This is a genomic window from Streptomyces bicolor, from assembly GCF_000719285.1.
Classification (GTDB): domain Bacteria; phylum Actinomycetota; class Actinomycetes; order Streptomycetales; family Streptomycetaceae; genus Streptomyces; species Streptomyces bicolor.
The window spans coordinates 1-14933 of sequence record NZ_JOFS01000015.1 but is presented as its reverse complement, the minus strand read 5'-3'; the positions used below and the strand labels follow the sequence as shown (position 1 = coordinate 14933).

Annotated in this window: 16 protein-coding genes; 11 read left to right on the top strand and 5 right to left on the bottom strand. The window is 71.6% G+C overall.

Annotated elements, in window-relative coordinates:
• The first annotated feature begins 10 nt into the window (after positions 1-10).
• The 6 genes from IF78_RS0120600 (at position 11) to IF78_RS0120575 (ending at position 5873) form a co-directional block, all read left to right on the top strand.
• Positions 11-757 (top strand): FHA domain-containing protein, encoded by a 747-nt coding sequence (locus IF78_RS0120600; RefSeq protein WP_031477581.1) that lies wholly within the window; start codon positions 11-13, stop codon positions 755-757.
• On the top strand, positions 754-2331 hold the full coding sequence (locus tag IF78_RS0120595; protein WP_031477580.1) for a protein kinase domain-containing protein: 1578 nt from the start codon (positions 754-756) through the stop codon (positions 2329-2331). Before IF78_RS0120600 ends, IF78_RS0120595 begins: the two co-directional genes overlap by 4 nt.
• A gap of 124 nt (positions 2332-2455) precedes the next feature.
• A complete protein-coding gene (locus tag IF78_RS0120590; protein WP_031477579.1) occupies positions 2456-2929 on the top strand; it encodes a hypothetical protein in 474 nt (157 codons plus the stop codon).
• A gap of 150 nt (positions 2930-3079) precedes the next feature.
• Positions 3080-3820 (top strand): hypothetical protein, encoded by a 741-nt coding sequence (locus IF78_RS0120585; protein ID WP_031477578.1) that lies wholly within the window; start codon positions 3080-3082, stop codon positions 3818-3820.
• Positions 3817-5172 (top strand): protein kinase domain-containing protein, encoded by a 1356-nt coding sequence (locus IF78_RS0120580; RefSeq protein WP_031477576.1) that lies wholly within the window; start codon positions 3817-3819, stop codon positions 5170-5172. Before IF78_RS0120585 ends, IF78_RS0120580 begins: the two co-directional genes overlap by 4 nt.
• 95 nt (positions 5173-5267) lie before the next feature.
• Positions 5268-5873, top strand: a complete 606-nt coding sequence (locus IF78_RS0120575) for an ALF repeat-containing protein (protein WP_031477574.1) — start codon at positions 5268-5270, stop codon at positions 5871-5873.
• Here IF78_RS0120575 and IF78_RS0120570 read toward each other — a convergent pair.
• On the bottom strand, positions 5870-6067 hold the full coding sequence (locus tag IF78_RS0120570; protein ID WP_031477573.1) for a DUF397 domain-containing protein: 198 nt from the start codon (positions 6065-6067) through the stop codon (positions 5870-5872). The genes IF78_RS0120575 and IF78_RS0120570 overlap by 4 nt on opposite strands.
• The gene (locus IF78_RS0120565; RefSeq protein ID WP_031477571.1) at positions 6045-6899 is read right to left on the bottom strand and encodes a helix-turn-helix domain-containing protein; all 855 of its coding nucleotides are present in this window, start codon (positions 6897-6899) and stop codon (positions 6045-6047) included. Before IF78_RS0120565 ends, IF78_RS0120570 begins: the two co-directional genes overlap by 23 nt.
• A 123-nt stretch (positions 6900-7022) precedes the next feature.
• Between IF78_RS0120565 and IF78_RS0120560 the strand changes: the two genes are divergently transcribed.
• The 4 genes from IF78_RS0120560 to IF78_RS0120545 all read left to right on the top strand — a co-directional run bounded on the left by IF78_RS0120560 (position 7023) and on the right by IF78_RS0120545 (position 10264).
• A complete protein-coding gene (locus IF78_RS0120560) occupies positions 7023-7229 on the top strand; it encodes a hypothetical protein (RefSeq protein WP_031477569.1) in 207 nt (68 codons plus the stop codon).
• A complete protein-coding gene (locus tag IF78_RS0120555; RefSeq protein WP_031477567.1) occupies positions 7226-7594 on the top strand; it encodes an ATP-binding protein in 369 nt (122 codons plus the stop codon). The genes IF78_RS0120560 and IF78_RS0120555 overlap by 4 nt, the downstream gene beginning before the upstream one ends.
• A gap of 98 nt (positions 7595-7692) precedes the next feature.
• Entirely contained in the window at positions 7693-8256 is a 564-nt protein-coding gene (locus IF78_RS0120550) for a peptidase inhibitor family I36 protein (RefSeq protein ID WP_031477566.1), read from the top strand.
• A 151-nt stretch (positions 8257-8407) separates the two neighbouring features.
• Positions 8408-10264, top strand: coding sequence for a serine/threonine-protein kinase (locus tag IF78_RS0120545; protein WP_031477564.1), 1857 nt, complete (start codon positions 8408-8410; stop codon positions 10262-10264).
• A 79-nt stretch (positions 10265-10343) separates the two neighbouring features.
• Here IF78_RS0120545 and purH read toward each other — a convergent pair whose 3' ends face one another.
• On the bottom strand, positions 10344-11909 hold the full coding sequence (gene purH / locus IF78_RS0120540) for a bifunctional phosphoribosylaminoimidazolecarboxamide formyltransferase/IMP cyclohydrolase (protein WP_031477562.1): 1566 nt from the start codon (positions 11907-11909) through the stop codon (positions 10344-10346).
• Complete coding sequence (purN, locus tag IF78_RS0120535; RefSeq protein ID WP_031477560.1) at positions 11906-12544, bottom strand: phosphoribosylglycinamide formyltransferase; 639 nt, start codon at positions 12542-12544, stop codon at positions 11906-11908. Before purN ends, purH begins: the two co-directional genes overlap by 4 nt.
• A gap of 375 nt (positions 12545-12919) precedes the next feature.
• Between purN and IF78_RS0120530 the strand changes: the two genes are divergently transcribed.
• Positions 12920-13702 carry a hypothetical protein gene (locus IF78_RS0120530; RefSeq protein WP_031477559.1) on the top strand — a complete coding sequence of 261 codons (783 nt, stop codon included), beginning with the start codon at positions 12920-12922 and terminating at the stop codon, positions 13700-13702.
• Positions 13703-13771: 69 nt separating this feature from the next.
• Here IF78_RS0120530 and IF78_RS50450 read toward each other — a convergent pair whose 3' ends face one another.
• Positions 13772-14893, bottom strand: coding sequence for a cell division protein PerM (locus tag IF78_RS50450; RefSeq protein WP_280514410.1), 1122 nt, complete (start codon positions 14891-14893; stop codon positions 13772-13774).
• Positions 14894-14933 lie beyond the last annotated feature (40 nt).

Sequence of the window (14933 nt, the reverse complement as noted above, 5' to 3'; positions counted from 1 at the left end):
GAGACGCACCTTGTACAGCATCATCGTGGTACCTCCGCCGACCACGGAGGACGAGAGCCACCGCACCCAGATCCGTATGGCGCCCGGCGACCGGCTGAGTTTCGGGCGTTCCGATTCCGACAACGACCTCACCATCGCGCACGAGGGCGTGTCCCGCAGAGCGGGTGAGATCACCGCCCAGGGCGCCTTCTGGATACTCAGCAACCACAGCCGGGAGCAGACGTACGTCGTCGAGAACCCGGAGGGCGCGGGCGAGCACATCAAGGTCGGGCCGGGGCGGCTGGACGCGCCGGTCCCCTTCGAGTTCTCGCGGATCGTGCTGCCCGCGGCCGGCGACCTGCTGCCGATCGAGGTGTGGGCGCCGCGGCACGACTACCGCAGCGAGGACGGCCTGGACGGCGCCACCACCGCGCCCGCCTTCTCCGTCGACCGCACGAAGCGCTACTTCGCGGTCCTGGCCGCCCTGTGCGAGCCCCGCCTGCGCGGCGAACCGCACGCCCCGCCGCCGACCGTGGACCAGGTCGTGGACCGCCTGCGCCCCAACTGGCCCGCCGCGTCCCGCACTTCCGTCCAGTGGAACATCGACTACCTCGCGGTGAAGCTGCGCCTCAAGCCCGCCCCGGAGACGGCGGACACGGGCCCGCGGCTCAACGGCAAGAAGGAGTCGCTGGTGTCGCTGGCCCTGCGCTTCGATCTGGTCCGGGAGGACGACCTGGTCGTCCTGACCGAACCGGCCTCCGGGCGGGTGACGCGGTGACCGAGCCGTACGCCGTGCCGGTGCCGAAGGGGTACCGGGTCGGCGTGTGGGAGGTGCGCGAGCCGATCGCCACCGGGGCCTTCGGGAGTGTGTACGAGGGCAGACGTACCGGAGCCGACGAGGCCCTGCCGAAGACGGCGGCCCTGAAGTTCCTGCCCACCGGCACCGGAACCCCCCGCCAGCTCACCCACCTGCGCGAACTCGTCGACCGCGAGGTCGAGTTGCACCGTCGGCTGAAGCAGCCGCGGCTGATCCGGATGTACGACACCCTCGTCGTCGACGACCCGGCCGGCCCCGCCCTCGACGGCGCCACCGTCCTCGTACTGGAGAAGGCGGAGGGCTCCCTGTCCGCGCTCCTGGCGGCCGAGCCGCGCCCCGCCGCCGGGCCCGCCCTGCTCGCGCAGATCTGCGAGGGGCTGGCGCAACTGCACCACGCCGGCTGGGTGCACGGCGATCTGAAACCGGCCAACGTGCTGCTGATGGCGGACGGTTCGGCGCGGCTGGCGGACTTCAACATGGCGGCGGAGCTGGAGGGCACGCACGCGTACACGCCCGCCTTCTCCACGCCCGACTACACGCCGCCGGAGCTGCTCTGGTCGGAGATCGGCGAGCGGGGCCGCCGCATCCGCCCCTCGGCGGACGTCTGGGCCTTCGGTGTCCTGGCGCATCTCCTCCTGACCGACTCCTTCCCGCTGCCCGGCGCCACCCCGACGGCCCGCCGTGACGCGGCCGCCGCGTACGCCCGCGGCACCGACGACCTGCGTCTGTCGCCCGAACTCCCCGACGACTGGCGGGAGATCGTGCGGGACTGCCTGACCCGCACGCACGCCGACCGGATCGGCACCCAGGACCTGCTGCGCCGGGTGGAGGCGGCGGCCGGCGCCGGCCGCTCCCCGCGCCTGCCCCGGGCCCTCCTCCCCCGCCGCCGCTCCCGCCGTACGACGGCGCTGGCCGCCGCGACCGCCGTGGTCGCCGTGGCCGCGCTCGGCTACGGCGTGAGCAACTGGGCGAACGCCGACCGGGACGGTGGCGGGACCCCGGCCGGCAAGAGCGCGAAGGTCACGGCCGCCGCCTCCTACGGCGCGGACGAACTCCGTACCGACAAGGGCGTACCCGTGGCCTACCGCCGCCTGATCGTCGACGCGGCCCACGACTGCGTGCATCCGGAGGTCACCCCCGCGCTGATCGCCGCCCTGCTGAAGGCGGAGAGCAACTTCGACCCCGACCTGTCCGACCCGTCCGTGGGCAAGGAGGGCGAGTACGGCATCGCGCGCTGGACGCCGAGCCTGCTGCGCTGGTGGATCCGGGCGGACGGCGTCCCCGCGAAGGAGACCCCCGAGCCGCCCCTCTCCCCCGCCGAGTCCATTCCGGCCGTGGGCCGCTACCTCTGCTACATGCAACCGCTCCTCGACCGGAAGGGCCTGTCCGGCGACCGCCGGGTGCTGCTGGCGGCCGCGTACCGGACGTCGACCAAGGTGGTGAACGACGCGGGCGGTGTTCCCCCGAAGTACCGCGACTACGCCGCCCGCGTCGCCCATCACCTCAAGGAGTACACGCCGCCCGGCAAGACGTGACCCTGAGAGTTCTGAGGTACCGGTCGGCGGGCGCCACTGGAACGTTGGACACCGCTCCACCGCAGTGAAGTGACCAACCGCGTTCACACCAGTCGCGTTCACACCATGCAATGGGGGAACAACCGTGAACATCGCCAAGCCCGCCGCACTGCTCATCGCGGCAACCGCCCTGATCGCCGGCTCCACGGTCACGGCCTCCGCCGTCGCCGGCCCGGACGGCACCCGGGTGACCAGCACCCAGCAGGTCGCCGAGGAGGTTCTCGCCGGGAACCAGAAGCCGCTCCGGGTCACCGACGGCAAGGTCGTGTACGACGGCCTGACCGTTACCGCCGCCCCCAAGGGCCAGATCGGCACCCGGGACCTGGCCTGCGGCTACGGTCACCTGTGCATGATCGTCAAGGGTCAGAAGTTCGACTTCTACAAGTGCCAGACGTGGAACCTCACCAACTGGACCGGCGACGGCCCGTTCACCAACAACCAGACGCCCGGCACCGTCGCCAAGTTCTTCAACAAGGACGGCAGCGTCCGCTGGACGTCCACGGCGTACCAGGCCGGCACGGCGACGTGGGATCCGATCTGGTCGCTGCGTCCCTGCTGACCGGCCGCGGCGCGGCCTCTGGCTCCCTCGGGGGAGGGCCGGAGGCCGCGCCGCGCCATTCCGCGCGAAAGCTTCGCAGTCGCGATGAGGTACCCCTTACCCTTTCCTCACGTTGAACGTTGAACGGGGGAACTGGAGGGGGACGACTCCATGTACAGCGTCATCGTGGTGCCGCCGGCGTGCGGCAATGTGAACGACCAGGTGAGGATCGCCACCGGTGAGCGGCTCTCGTTCGGCAGAGCCGCGTCGGACGGCGGACTGACCATCTCGCACGACGGGGTGCCCCGGGTCGCCGGGGAGATCACGGCACACCGGTCCTTCTGGCTGCTGAGCAACTTCAGCGAGGACCAGACCTACGTGGTGGAGAACCCGGAGGGCGCGGGGGAGCACCTCAAGATCCCACCGGGCCGGCTGGAAGCCCCCGTACCGTTCGAGTTCGCGCGGGTGGTCCTGCCCGCCGCGGGCGACCTGCTCTCCTTCGACGTCTGGGCCCCGCGCCACGCCTTCCGCAGCGCCGACCGCCGGGGCCTGCCCGGCGCCGCCACCGCACCGGCGTTCGCCCTGGACCGCACCAGCCGGTACTTCGCGGTGCTGACCGCCCTGTGCGAGCCCCGGCTGCGCGGCGAACCGCACGCGCCGCTGCCGGCGGTGGAGCAGCTGGTGGACCGCCTGCGCCCGACCTGGCCGACGGTCAGCCGCTCGTCCGTCTACTGGAACATCGACTACCTCGCCCTCAAACTCCGCCTGCGCCCCGGCCCCGACACCGCCGAGCCCGGTCAGCGCGTCAACGGCAAGAAGGAGTCTCTGGTCTCCCTCGCGCTCCGCTTCGACCTCGTCCGCGAGGACGACCTGAGCGTGCTCGCGGCGGCCGTCGGCGGGGTGGCCCGGTGACCGGGCGTTCGTACGCCGTTCCCGTCCCGAAGGGCTACCGGATCGGCCCCTGGGAGGTGCGCGAGCCGCTCGCGTCCGGCGCGTTCGCCACCGTGTACGCGGCGCGGCTCGCCGGAGGACGGGACCCGGAGATGCCCCACCGGGCCGCCCTGAAGTTCCTGCCCACCGGAACCCGCACCCCGCGGCAGCTGCGGCATCTGCGTGAACTGGCGGAACGCGAGGTGGAGTTGCTGGGGCGCCTGCGCGCGCCCCGGCTGATCCGCATGTACGACACCCTGACCGTCGACGACCCGGAGCACCCGGAGCTGGACGGCGCCACCGTGCTCGTACTGGAGCGGGCCGAGGGCTCCCTGGACGCCGCACTGGAACACGAACCGAAGCCGGCTTCGGGCCCGGCCCTGCTGGCCCAGATCTGCGAAGGCCTGCACCAGCTGCATCACGCCGGCTGGGTGCACGGCGACCTGAAACCGGCCAACGTCCTGCTGATGGCGGACGGTTCGGCCCGGCTCGCCGACTTCAACATGGCGGCCGAACTGGAGGGCACCCACGCCTACGCCCCCGCCTTCGCCACGCCCGACTACACCCCGCCGGAGCTGCTGTGGCCGGAGGTGGACGAGCGGGGCACCCGGATCCGCCCGTCGGCCGACGTATGGGCCTTCGGAGTCCTCGCGCACGTGGTCCTCACGGATTCCTTCCCCTTGCCCGGCGGCAGCACGGAGGCACGCACCGACGCGGCGATGCGCTACGCGCGCGGCACCGAGGAGCTACGGCTGTCGCCCGAACTACCGGACACCTGGCGGGAGATGGTCCGGGACTGCTTGGCTCCGACGCACTCCGCGCGCGTCACCCGGATCCCTGACACCGGTGCTCTCCTGCGCCGGGTCGAGGAGGCCGCGGGCGCCTCCCGCTCGGCGCGGCTGCCGAGGTTACGGCCCCGGCGGTGGCGGCGTCCGGCACTGGTCGCGGCGCTGGCGGCGCTGGCCCTGACGGCGACAGCGACGGCAGCCACGTACGCCCTGCGCGACGAGGACAGGCCGACCGCCTCGGCACCACCCACCTGCGAGAAGCCCACGGTGTACGAGGACGCCAAGTACGGCCGTGGCTACACCGCCGGGTGGAACGGCACGTGGGAGTTCACGATCAAGCGGGGCGAGGGGGGCAGCCAGGTCCGCGAAGCCCAGTGTCTGCTCCGGTACCTGCATGGCATCACCGAGGTCGGCGAGGTGGACGGCATCTTCGGTCCACTGACGCACGAGGCGGTCGTCACGTTCCAGAAGCGGGTGGGGCTGGAGGCGAACGGGGTGGTGGGGGCGAGTACGTGGAGGGCGCTGCGGAAGGCTGGGGAGGTCTGACCTGGAGCCCGGTAATTCCGGTGATCTCGGGGGCGGTTGGAGGGAAGATGCACACCGCACCTGACGTACCCGACGCAGACAAGGAAGGTTCACACGTGAGACCGACCCCTATCGCCCTGACCCTCGTCGCCACCGCCCTGACCCCGGCGCTGTTGCTGGCCACCCCGGCCTTCGCCGCCGACTCGGCCGCCCCGTCGTCCGCCACCACCGTGGCGACCGCGTCCGACGCGACCGACCCGGGCGTCGACGAGATGTCCGACGACGACGTCCGGGTCGCGATCATGCGCATCATCGCCGACCCCACGACGGGCAAGGCCGTCTACGCCGCCGCGCAGGCGGCCATGGACGGCACGATCGAGGACCAGCGCTACTTCCTGGCGACGGGCCGCTGGACAGCCCAGGCCGAGGACGACCGCGTCGCCATCGCCCGCATCCTCGCCTCCGCCGACCCGAAGACCGACAGGGCGGTCATCAGGGAGGCCAACGAGGCCCTCGACACCAACACCCCGGAAGCCCTGCGCGCCTTCCTGGAGACCGGCTACCGCCTCGCCCGCGCCGAGGACGACCGTGTCCGCATCGCCCGCATCCTGGCCGACCCGACGATCAGCGACGCGCTGCGGGCGGCGGCGGAGGACGCCATCGACGGGACGCCGGAGGAGCTGCGGTACTTCCTGGAGGTCGGGCAGTACGAGGTCTCCTAGAGGGACTTCACGAAGAGGGCCCAGGCGGGGGTGGGGAACACCAGCGCGGGGCCCTCTGGGGTCTTGGAGTCGCGGACGGGGACGCAGTCGGGGAGGCTAACGGCGACCTCGACGCACTCACCGCCGGTCCCGCTGCTGTAGCTGCTCTTGCGCCACTGCAGGGAGTTCAGGTCAATGGTGCTCTTGGGCTTCATTCCGGTGTTCCTCCGCTGCCGCCTCAATCATGGCCAGGGACGCCTCCGGGGGCAGTGCGGCGGCCCTTAGCAAATCGTACGACTCGCGGTACTCCGCCACGAGGGGCGGATAGTCGATCACTTGGCCGCTGTGGAGACCCTCCGTGTACACCAGCGGTGGCGCATCGGAGAACGTCATGATCCGCGTCAGCCCCATCATGAACGGGTGGGCGGCGGCGGTTGCCGGAACGATCTGCAGAATGGACGGCGTACTCCGGATCACCTCGGCGATGTGGCTCAGCAGCTCGGCCATCCCCGCAGGCGGCAGGACGCGTCCCCGGATCACCGACTCGTCGACGATCGCCCAGAGCTTCGGCGGAGCATCGCTCCTGAAGAGTCCCGCGCGGTCCAAGCGCGCCTTCACGACTGCCTCGACCCTGCCTTCCGAGGCACGCGGCATCGCCGAACGGGCAATCGCCTCTGCATACGCCTTGGTCTGCAGCAGTCCGGGCACAAGCAGCGGAGCCCAGTCCTCGATGCTCTGCGCCAGCTTCTCCAGCTCGGCGGCGTCCGCGAAGTGCTCCGCGATGCCCACCTGCCGGGCCTTGGCCGCGTCTTCACAACGGCGCTGGAAAAACCCGTCCGTCCCCAGCCGCTCATCCACATGCTTGGCCAGATCGACGGGCATCCGCCGCTCACCCCGCTCGATCTGGCTGAGGAACGAGATCCCCCGAAAACTCCCCTCGGCCAACTGCTCCAGCGTCAGCCCCGCCTGCTCCCTCTTGAAGCGCAACTCGGCGCCGTAGAAACAGGGAACGCTCGTCGAAGCGTCAGGGTCCTTCTTCGCAGGCACAACTCACCACCGCCGTTTGCCGGTTACCGCGCGCAATCCAAACGTCTTTCACGGTAGCCGCCCCGACGCCACTCTGTGAGCGATACATCACGGAACGCACAGGGCCCAGAAAGGCGTACGGCAATGCACCCCCATGACGACACCACGGCCTGCCTCGAACAACTCCGCACCGCGCTGGAAGCGAACGGCATCACCCTCCCCTCCCTCGGCATCGACCTGCCCACTTTCGCCGGCACGCTCCCCGCGCGGCCTCTCATCGCGCTCGGAAACTGCAACCAGGCCACCGCCCGTGCCCTGACCACCGCACTGCGCAAGGCAGCCGACCGGTGAACCGACCCCTCGTCCTCGAACTGCTCGCGCTCCCCAAGGCCGTACCGGAGGTACGCCGCGCCGTGCGCGAGCACCTGGGTGTGACCTGTCCCGAAGTCGAGCTCTGTGTCAGCGAGTTGCTGGCCAACGTGATCACCCCTGTCGGCGAAGGCACCCCCGTGACCATCCGTCTCTTCCGTGCTCCCAGCGGCCGAACACGCTTGGAGGTCACGGACCCCGACGCGCACGCCTGGCTCATCGCATGTGAGCCGGACGCCGATGACGAAACAGGCCGCGGACTGCTTCTGCTCGACGCGTTCACTCTGCGCTGGGGCGTCTGGCTGACCTGCGTCGGCAAGACCGTATGGTGCGAACTCCTGTCATGACCCTGGAACTTTGCAGGTACTGCTGTGAGGCCGCGACCACCAGAGTTGTCCGTGCGCCGCCACGGGGGATGGCGCCCCGGCCAAGACAAGGGAGTGACATGCGCACAGCACGCTGGATGACCGCAGCGATCGCGACGGCCACACTGGGGGTTCTCGTCACGACGGGAACCGCACAGGCACAGCCGTCCGCCGACCACGGCGCCCTGGCCTACTACCAGGGCAAGACCATCGACCTGTCCAAGGGCTGGCAGGGCGCCCACACCTGCGCCGTCTTCGCGCAGGACGACATCCGCTGCTACAGCACCGCGGCAGCCGGTGAGAAGGCGACCGGCTACAAGCGGGCCACCGACACGGTGGCACTCAACGCCGCCGAGGTGGGCGCCACCGCCGTACCGGCGTGCGCAAGCGGGTGGGTGTGCCTGTACGAGGACAGTAACGGCAAGGGGAAGCGGCTCATCTTCCAGGACGGCGACTGGCAGAACCTCGATGATTACAGCTTCAACGACAAGACCTCGTCATGGCGGAACAACCAGTACGCCGCGGATGACGGGGACCTGGCCGAGGACAACGACGGCGGCGGCTGGAATCTGGAGCTCGATGTGAAGGGCTACGCGAGCAGCATGGGCTCCAAGAACGACGAAGCCAGCTCGGTCCGCGGCTGACACCACACGTACACCAGCGCCCAACGGCCCGCCGGTTCCCCGGCGGGCCGTTCGTTTGCCGATCCCGCCGCCTCCCTCGCGGGACGGTAGCCTGTCGACAACTGGCGTGACGCGAGCGCACGTTGTGAGAAGGCAGCACATCGGGGGACCCATGTCAGACCAACAACCGACTTCGCCGCACCCTCCGGCGTCCGTGGACGCCGCGTTGGAGCAGGCCGGGGCGAGTCCGTTGCGGTCCACGGACCCGGCACTGATCGGCCCCTACATCTCCCTCGGTCGCCTCGGCAGCGGCGGCATGGGCCACGTCTACCTGGCACGCCCCGCCGACAACAGCCCCGGACTCGCCGCCGTCAAGGTGATCCGCCCCGAGTACGCCGAGGACCCCCGGTTCCGGCGTCGCTTCGAGCGGGAGGCCGCTGTGCACGGGCAGGTGCACACGCCGCGTACGCCGGACCTGCTGGGCACTGGTTTCGACGACTCGCTGCTGTGGATGGCGACGCAGTACCTGCCCGGTCTCAACCTCGCGGACGCCGTGCGCGAGTGCGGCAAGCTGGAGCGTGCCGGGGTGTGGCGGCTGGTGGGGGAGCTCGGGCAGGCGCTGTCGGCGCTGGCCGCCGCCGATGTCGTACACCGGGATCTCAAGCCGTCCAACATCATCCTGTCTCTGCGGGGCGCGCACGTCATCGACTTCGGCATCGCGCAGGCCGCCGACAGCAGCGCGATCACGTCGACAGGCAACCGGGTCGGCACGCCCGCCTTCATGGCGCCCGAGTATCTGCGCGAGGCGCGCTGCGACACCGCCTCCGACGTCTTCTCGCTCGCCGGGAGCCTGATCTACGCCGCCACCGGGCACGCCCCCTTCGGGGACGGCACGGGCGTCGACGTGATGCACCGCGTCGCGTTCGAGGAACCCAAGCCGGAGATCCTGGCCGAACTCGCCGCCGTGGACCCGTCGTTGGCCGCCCTCCTGTCCGCCTGCCTCGCCAAGGACCCCGCCGGACGCCCCACCCCACGCCAACTCCTCGACGCGGCCACGTCCGCCGGTCACGGCCGTGCGCCCGCCGTCTGGCACGAGCCGCTGGCGGCCCGGCTGCAGGCCCGGCAGGAGGCCTGCGAGTCACTGGAGCAGCTCGCCGTCCAGCAGACGGTCCAACTGCGTACGCCGCCCCGGTTGAGTACGCCGGCCCAGGCCCCTACGGCCACACAGTCGCCGATCCCCGCCCAGTCGCCGACCCCTGCTCAGTCGCCCACGCCTGTCCAGTTCCATACGCCGACGGGGCCGCCGGCGTACCCCGCTCCCTTGCAGACACCCGCCCCGGAAGTCAGCGGCAGCCGCAGAAAGCGCAAGGCCTACCTCGCCATCGCCGCAAGCCTCGCCGTGTGCGCCGTAGCCGCGGGCGCCTTCTTCCTCACCCGCCCCTCCCTCGACGAAACGGCCTCGGCCGCACCGACGGCCAGCGACAGCGCCGAGGCCGGTCAGGCGCAGAAAAACTCCCCCCTCCCCAGTTCCTCCGCGTCCCCCTCCGGCGACAAGGAGACGGACAAGGAAGACGGCAAGGAGAAGGAGACGGCCTCCGCATCGGAGGACGACGAGGCCTCGGAGAGCCCGAACGCGGCCGGAGGCGGCGCGGGCGGCACCCAGGCCACTCCCACCGACGCCCCTTCCGACACGTCCGGCGGCAACGAAGGCGGCGCGGGCGGCGGCGGCAGCGCCCCGACCCCCACCCCCACCAAGACCGCCACGACCCCCGCCACCCCGCCCTGGCTCTCCGACTGCACCCACTACTCCGGCACCGAACTCACCGACCGCGGCGACACGGGCCCACGCGTCCTCCAAGTCCAGTGCATGCTCACCAAGCGCGGCTACAGCGTCGGCGGCTCGGGCGTGGACGGCGAGTTCGGCGCGGACACGGAGTCCGCGGTGCGGCTGTTCCAGAGCGACAAGGGGCTGGAGGTGGACGGCCAGGTCGGGCCCAACACCTGGGCGGCGCTGCGTCGTTCGACCTGACGGCGGTAGCGAGAAGGGGTGCGCCGTTTCGTACGGCGCGCCCCTCACGCTTGTCGGCTCATGGCCGTGCGCTCATCGCTCAGTGGAAGAAGTGCCGCGTTCCCGTGAAGTACATAGTGATCCCTGCCTTCTGCGCGGCCTCGACGACCAGCTCGTCACGGACCGAACCACCGGGCTGGACGATGGCCTTGACCCCGGCCTCGCTCAGGACGTCGATGTTGTCCGGGAAGGGGAAGAACGCGTCCGAGGCGACGTACGAGCCACGCGCGCGCTCCGCACCGGCCCGCTCCACGGCGAGCTTGCAGGAGTCGACGCGGTTGACCTGGCCCATGCCGACGCCGACCGAGGCGCCGTCCTTCGCGAGGAGGATGGCGTTGGACTTGACGGCCCGGCAGGCCTTCCAGGCGAAGGCCAGCTCCGCCAGTTCCTCGGCGCTGAGCGCCTCGCCCGTCGCGAGGGTCCAGTTGGCGGGGTCGTCGCCGTCGGCCTGGAGGCGGTCGGTGACCTGGAGGAGGACGCCGCCGTCGACGGGCTTGATCTCGACGGGGTTGCCGGGGCCCTCGGGGCAGCGCAGGACGCGGATGTTCTTCTTCTTGGCGAGGGCTTCGAGGGCGCCGTCCTCGTAGTCGGGCGCGACGATGACCTCGGTGAAGATCTCGGCGACCTGCTCGGCCATCTCCTTCGACACCGGGCGGTTGACGGCGATCACGCCGCCGAACGCCGACAGCGGGTCACAGGCGTGCGCCTTGCGGTGCGCCTCGGCGACGTCCGCGCCGATCGCGATGCCGCACGGGTTGGCGTGCTTGATGATCGCGACGCAGGGCTCGGCGTGGTCGTACGCGGCACGGCGGGCGGCGTCCGTGTCCGTGTAGTTGTTGTACGACATCTCCTTGCCGTGCAGCTGCTCGGCCTGCGCGAGACCGCTCCCGCCGCCGTCGACGTACAGGGCCGCCGGCTGGTGCGGGTTCTCGCCGTAGCGGAGCGTGTTCTCGCGCTCCCAGGTGGCGCCGAGGAAGTCGGGGAACGGAGAGTCGTCCACGGGGGCGTAGGCGGAAGCGAACCAGGAGGCGACCGCCACGTCGTACGCCGCCGTGTGCTGGAACGCCTCGGCCGCGAGCCGCTTGCGCGTGGTGAGGTCGAAGCCGCCGTCGCGGACGGCCGCGAGGACGTCGGCGTAACGGGCGGGGCTGGTGACGACCGCCACGGACGGGTGGTTCTTGGCGGCGGCGCGCACCATGGACGGGCCGCCGATGTCGATCTGCTCGACGCACTCGTCGGGGGAGGCCCCGGACGCGACCGTCTCGCGGAACGGGTAGAGGTTGACGACGACGAGGTCGAAGGGCGCCACGCCCAGCTCGTCGAGCTGCTGGCGGTGGCTGTCCAGGCGCAGGTCGGCGAGGATGCCCGCGTGCACGCGCGGGTGCAGCGTCTTGACGCGGCCGTCCAGGCACTCGGGGAAGCCGGTGAGCTCCTCGACCTTGGTGACGGGGACGCCGGCGGAAGCGATACGACCCGCGGTGGACCCGGTGGAGACGAGCTCCACGCCCGCCTCGTGCAGGCCGCGCGCGAGGTCCTCGAGGCCCGTCTTGTCGTAGACGCTGACGAGCGCCCGTCGAATGGCCCGCTTGTTGCTCTCGGCGGTCACTGGATAACTACCTTTCGTCCCTCAATGCGATAGCCGTTGCGGGCGAGCCGCCCCACGACCTCGACGAGCAGCCTTCGCTCGACTTCCTTAATGCGCTCGTGCAGAGCGCTCTCGTCGTCCTCGTCCCGGACCTCCACCACGCCCTGAGCGATGATCGGCCCGGTGTCGACGCCGTCGTCGACGAAGTGGACGGTGCAGCCCGTGACCTTGGCGCCGTACGCGAGGGCGTCGCGGACGCCGTGGGCGCCGGGAAAACTGGGGAGCAGAGCCGGGTGGGTGTTCACGAACCGCCCGCCGAAGCGCGCGAGGAACTCCTTGCCGACGATCTTCATGAACCCGGCGGACACGACGAGGTCCGGCTCGTGGGCGGCGACGGCCTGCGCGAGCGCCGCGTCCCACTCCTCGCGGCTGCCGTGGTCCTTGACCTTGCACACGAAGGTCGGCAGCCCGGCTCGCTCGGCCCGAGCGAGCCCCTCGATGTTCTCGCGGTCGGCGCCGACGGCCACGATCTCGGCGCCGTACGCCTCGGGGCCGACGGCGGCGATCTCGTCGAGGAGCGCCTGCAGATTGGTGCCGGATCCGGAGACCAGGACGACGAGGCGCTTGGCACGCTCGGCCACGGGCTTGGCGGCCACGGTGGGGCCCTTTCTCGGGGGTGCGTTTCTTCGTGCGGCCGGCGGGCATGGACGTCGACGGTCCGTACGTTCAGCGTCAGCGCGCTCAACGTACGGATGGTCTGTACGTTCATACGAATGCATCGCGCCCCGGGATACGGGGAAGTCTACGAAGCAGCCGACCGTCAGCAACGATACCGGCACACCGGGCGGCCCCCATGGGACGGGGGCATGGCCGGAAGGTAGCGTCTGCGGGGAGCGGGCTCGGGAACGCGGACGGTGTGCGGTGCGTTCACGAAGTGACAGCTCACGCAGTTCGTCCCAGCAGTTCGTTCCTATTCGCCATCGTTCGTATTCGCCATCGTGCGTATTCACCAAGGGGAAGACGCTCACTTGATGCCGGACCGCAGCCTGCGACTCCTCACGCTCCCCCCGCAGTCCATGCAGGGAGGGGAGCACAGCGGCATGCTGCTGCGGGAGCGCCCCGCCTCACCGCCCGACGCGCCCTCGGGCGGGCAGAACGGCGACGAGCGGGGCCCCGGCGGCCAGGCTCAGGACGACAACCCCTTCGCGCCGCCCCCGGAGGGCACGCCGGACCGCCCGTGGCAGCCGCGGCGCCCTTCGGGCGAGGACGGCTCGCGGGGATCGGGCGAGGGCGACTCGCCGTGGGGCAGCCAGTGGAGCGACCGCCAGCCGGGCCGCTCCTCCAGCGGCTTCGGCGACCGGCCCCGCGGCGGCCAGGACGGCCCCGGAGGCGGTGGCACGGGCACGGGCATGCGCTGGGACCCCACCGACCCCGTCCAGCGCCGCGCGCGGTTCGCCCTGCTGTCCGGCATGTGGGCCTTCTTCTTCGCCCTGTTCAGCTGGCCGTACGTGGCTCTGCTGCTGGGCGCGCTGGCCCTGTACTGGGGCATCAGCAGCCTCCGCGCCAAGCCCCGCACCCCCGACCCGGACAACCCGGCTCCCCAGCAGACGGGCCGCCCCCAGACGACGGCGGCGGTGAGCGGGCTGGTCACGGCGTCCCTCGCGATCGCGGTGGTCGCCGCCGGGTTCACGGCGCAGATGGTCTACAGCGACTACTACACCTGCACGAACGACGCGCTGACCAACGAGGCGAAGCAGTCGTGCAACGAGCTCCTGCCCGAGGAGCTGCGGGGGGTTCTGGGGAACACCGAGTGAGTTGAGGGGGCGAATGCGGCAGCGTGGTTGAGGGGGGCGAGGCCGCAGCGCGGTGGGGCATCCTCGCGTTCACTGTGATGCGGTGCGCTCCGGGGGGTCCGGGGATTCCGGGTTGTCCGGGGCGTGCGGTGATTCCGGGTTCCCCAGGGCGTCCGGTGCCGCCGAGCCCTCGCGGGTGTCCCGTCCCGCCGAGCCCTCGCGGGTGTCCGATGCCGCCGAGCCCACCAGAGCGTCCCGGGGTTGCGAGTCCTCGTGGGCGTCCGCCGGAGCCGACGCCTCCTTCATCGCCGCCCAGCGCGTGGCACGCGAGGCTTCGTCGTGCCAAGGCCCGGGTGAGGGCGGCGGCTCCGGTGGCCGGGCGTCGGACGGGAAGTCGTCCGGCTCGAAGGTCGTGTCGTGGTCGTACTCCACGTACGGGATGTCCGGGTCGTGAGCCTCGCTCGCGCAGTCCCGGCCGTCCTGCGGAAGCCGTACCTCCTGCTCGTCGCCCCGCCGGTGAACGGCGTGGTCCGGCGCGAACGCCGTGAACAGCGCATCCTGGTCGTACACCGAGCGCCCCGCCCCCGATTCCGTGTCCGCGTCGTCGCCCTCCCCCGGCTGCGCCCTGCGCGAGAACCACCCGCCGACCAACGGCAGCCGCTCCCGCAGCCGGCGCCCACCGGCACCAGCGCCCACCTCACCCGAGCGGCCCTCACCAGAAACACCCTCACCGGAGCCCCCCACACCCGAGCCGCTCTCCCCCGACTCCTCCACCCGAGGCCTCCCGATCCACGCCCCCTGCGCCTCGCTCCCCTGCCCTCCCGTCGCCCCCCGCCCCGCCAGGCACCGCCACGCCCGCACCACCACGGCCACGGGAACCGCCACCACCACGACCCACCCCAGCGTCGCCGCCCCGACCTGCCACCACACGGGCCCGAACTGCGCGAGCCGCCCGACCCCCAACGGCCCACCCGACAGCGCGGCCAGCACAGCGAACGTGACCCCGCAGAGCACGGCGGCCTGCGCGGCCACCCCGGCGGTCCGCCAGGTCGACCAGACCACGGCAGGCTTCTGTCCGGCCTGGGACTCGCCCGTCGAAGTCGCCGGCCCATGCTCGGACCGCCCCTCCTCGGACGCTCGCCCGGCCCTCTCAGGCACGCCCCCGCCCTTCGCTCGCACCGCCACCCTCCCCACAAACCACCCCACGACCACTCCCGCCCCGCACCCCACGCCCCCGGACCGCGCGTACCTG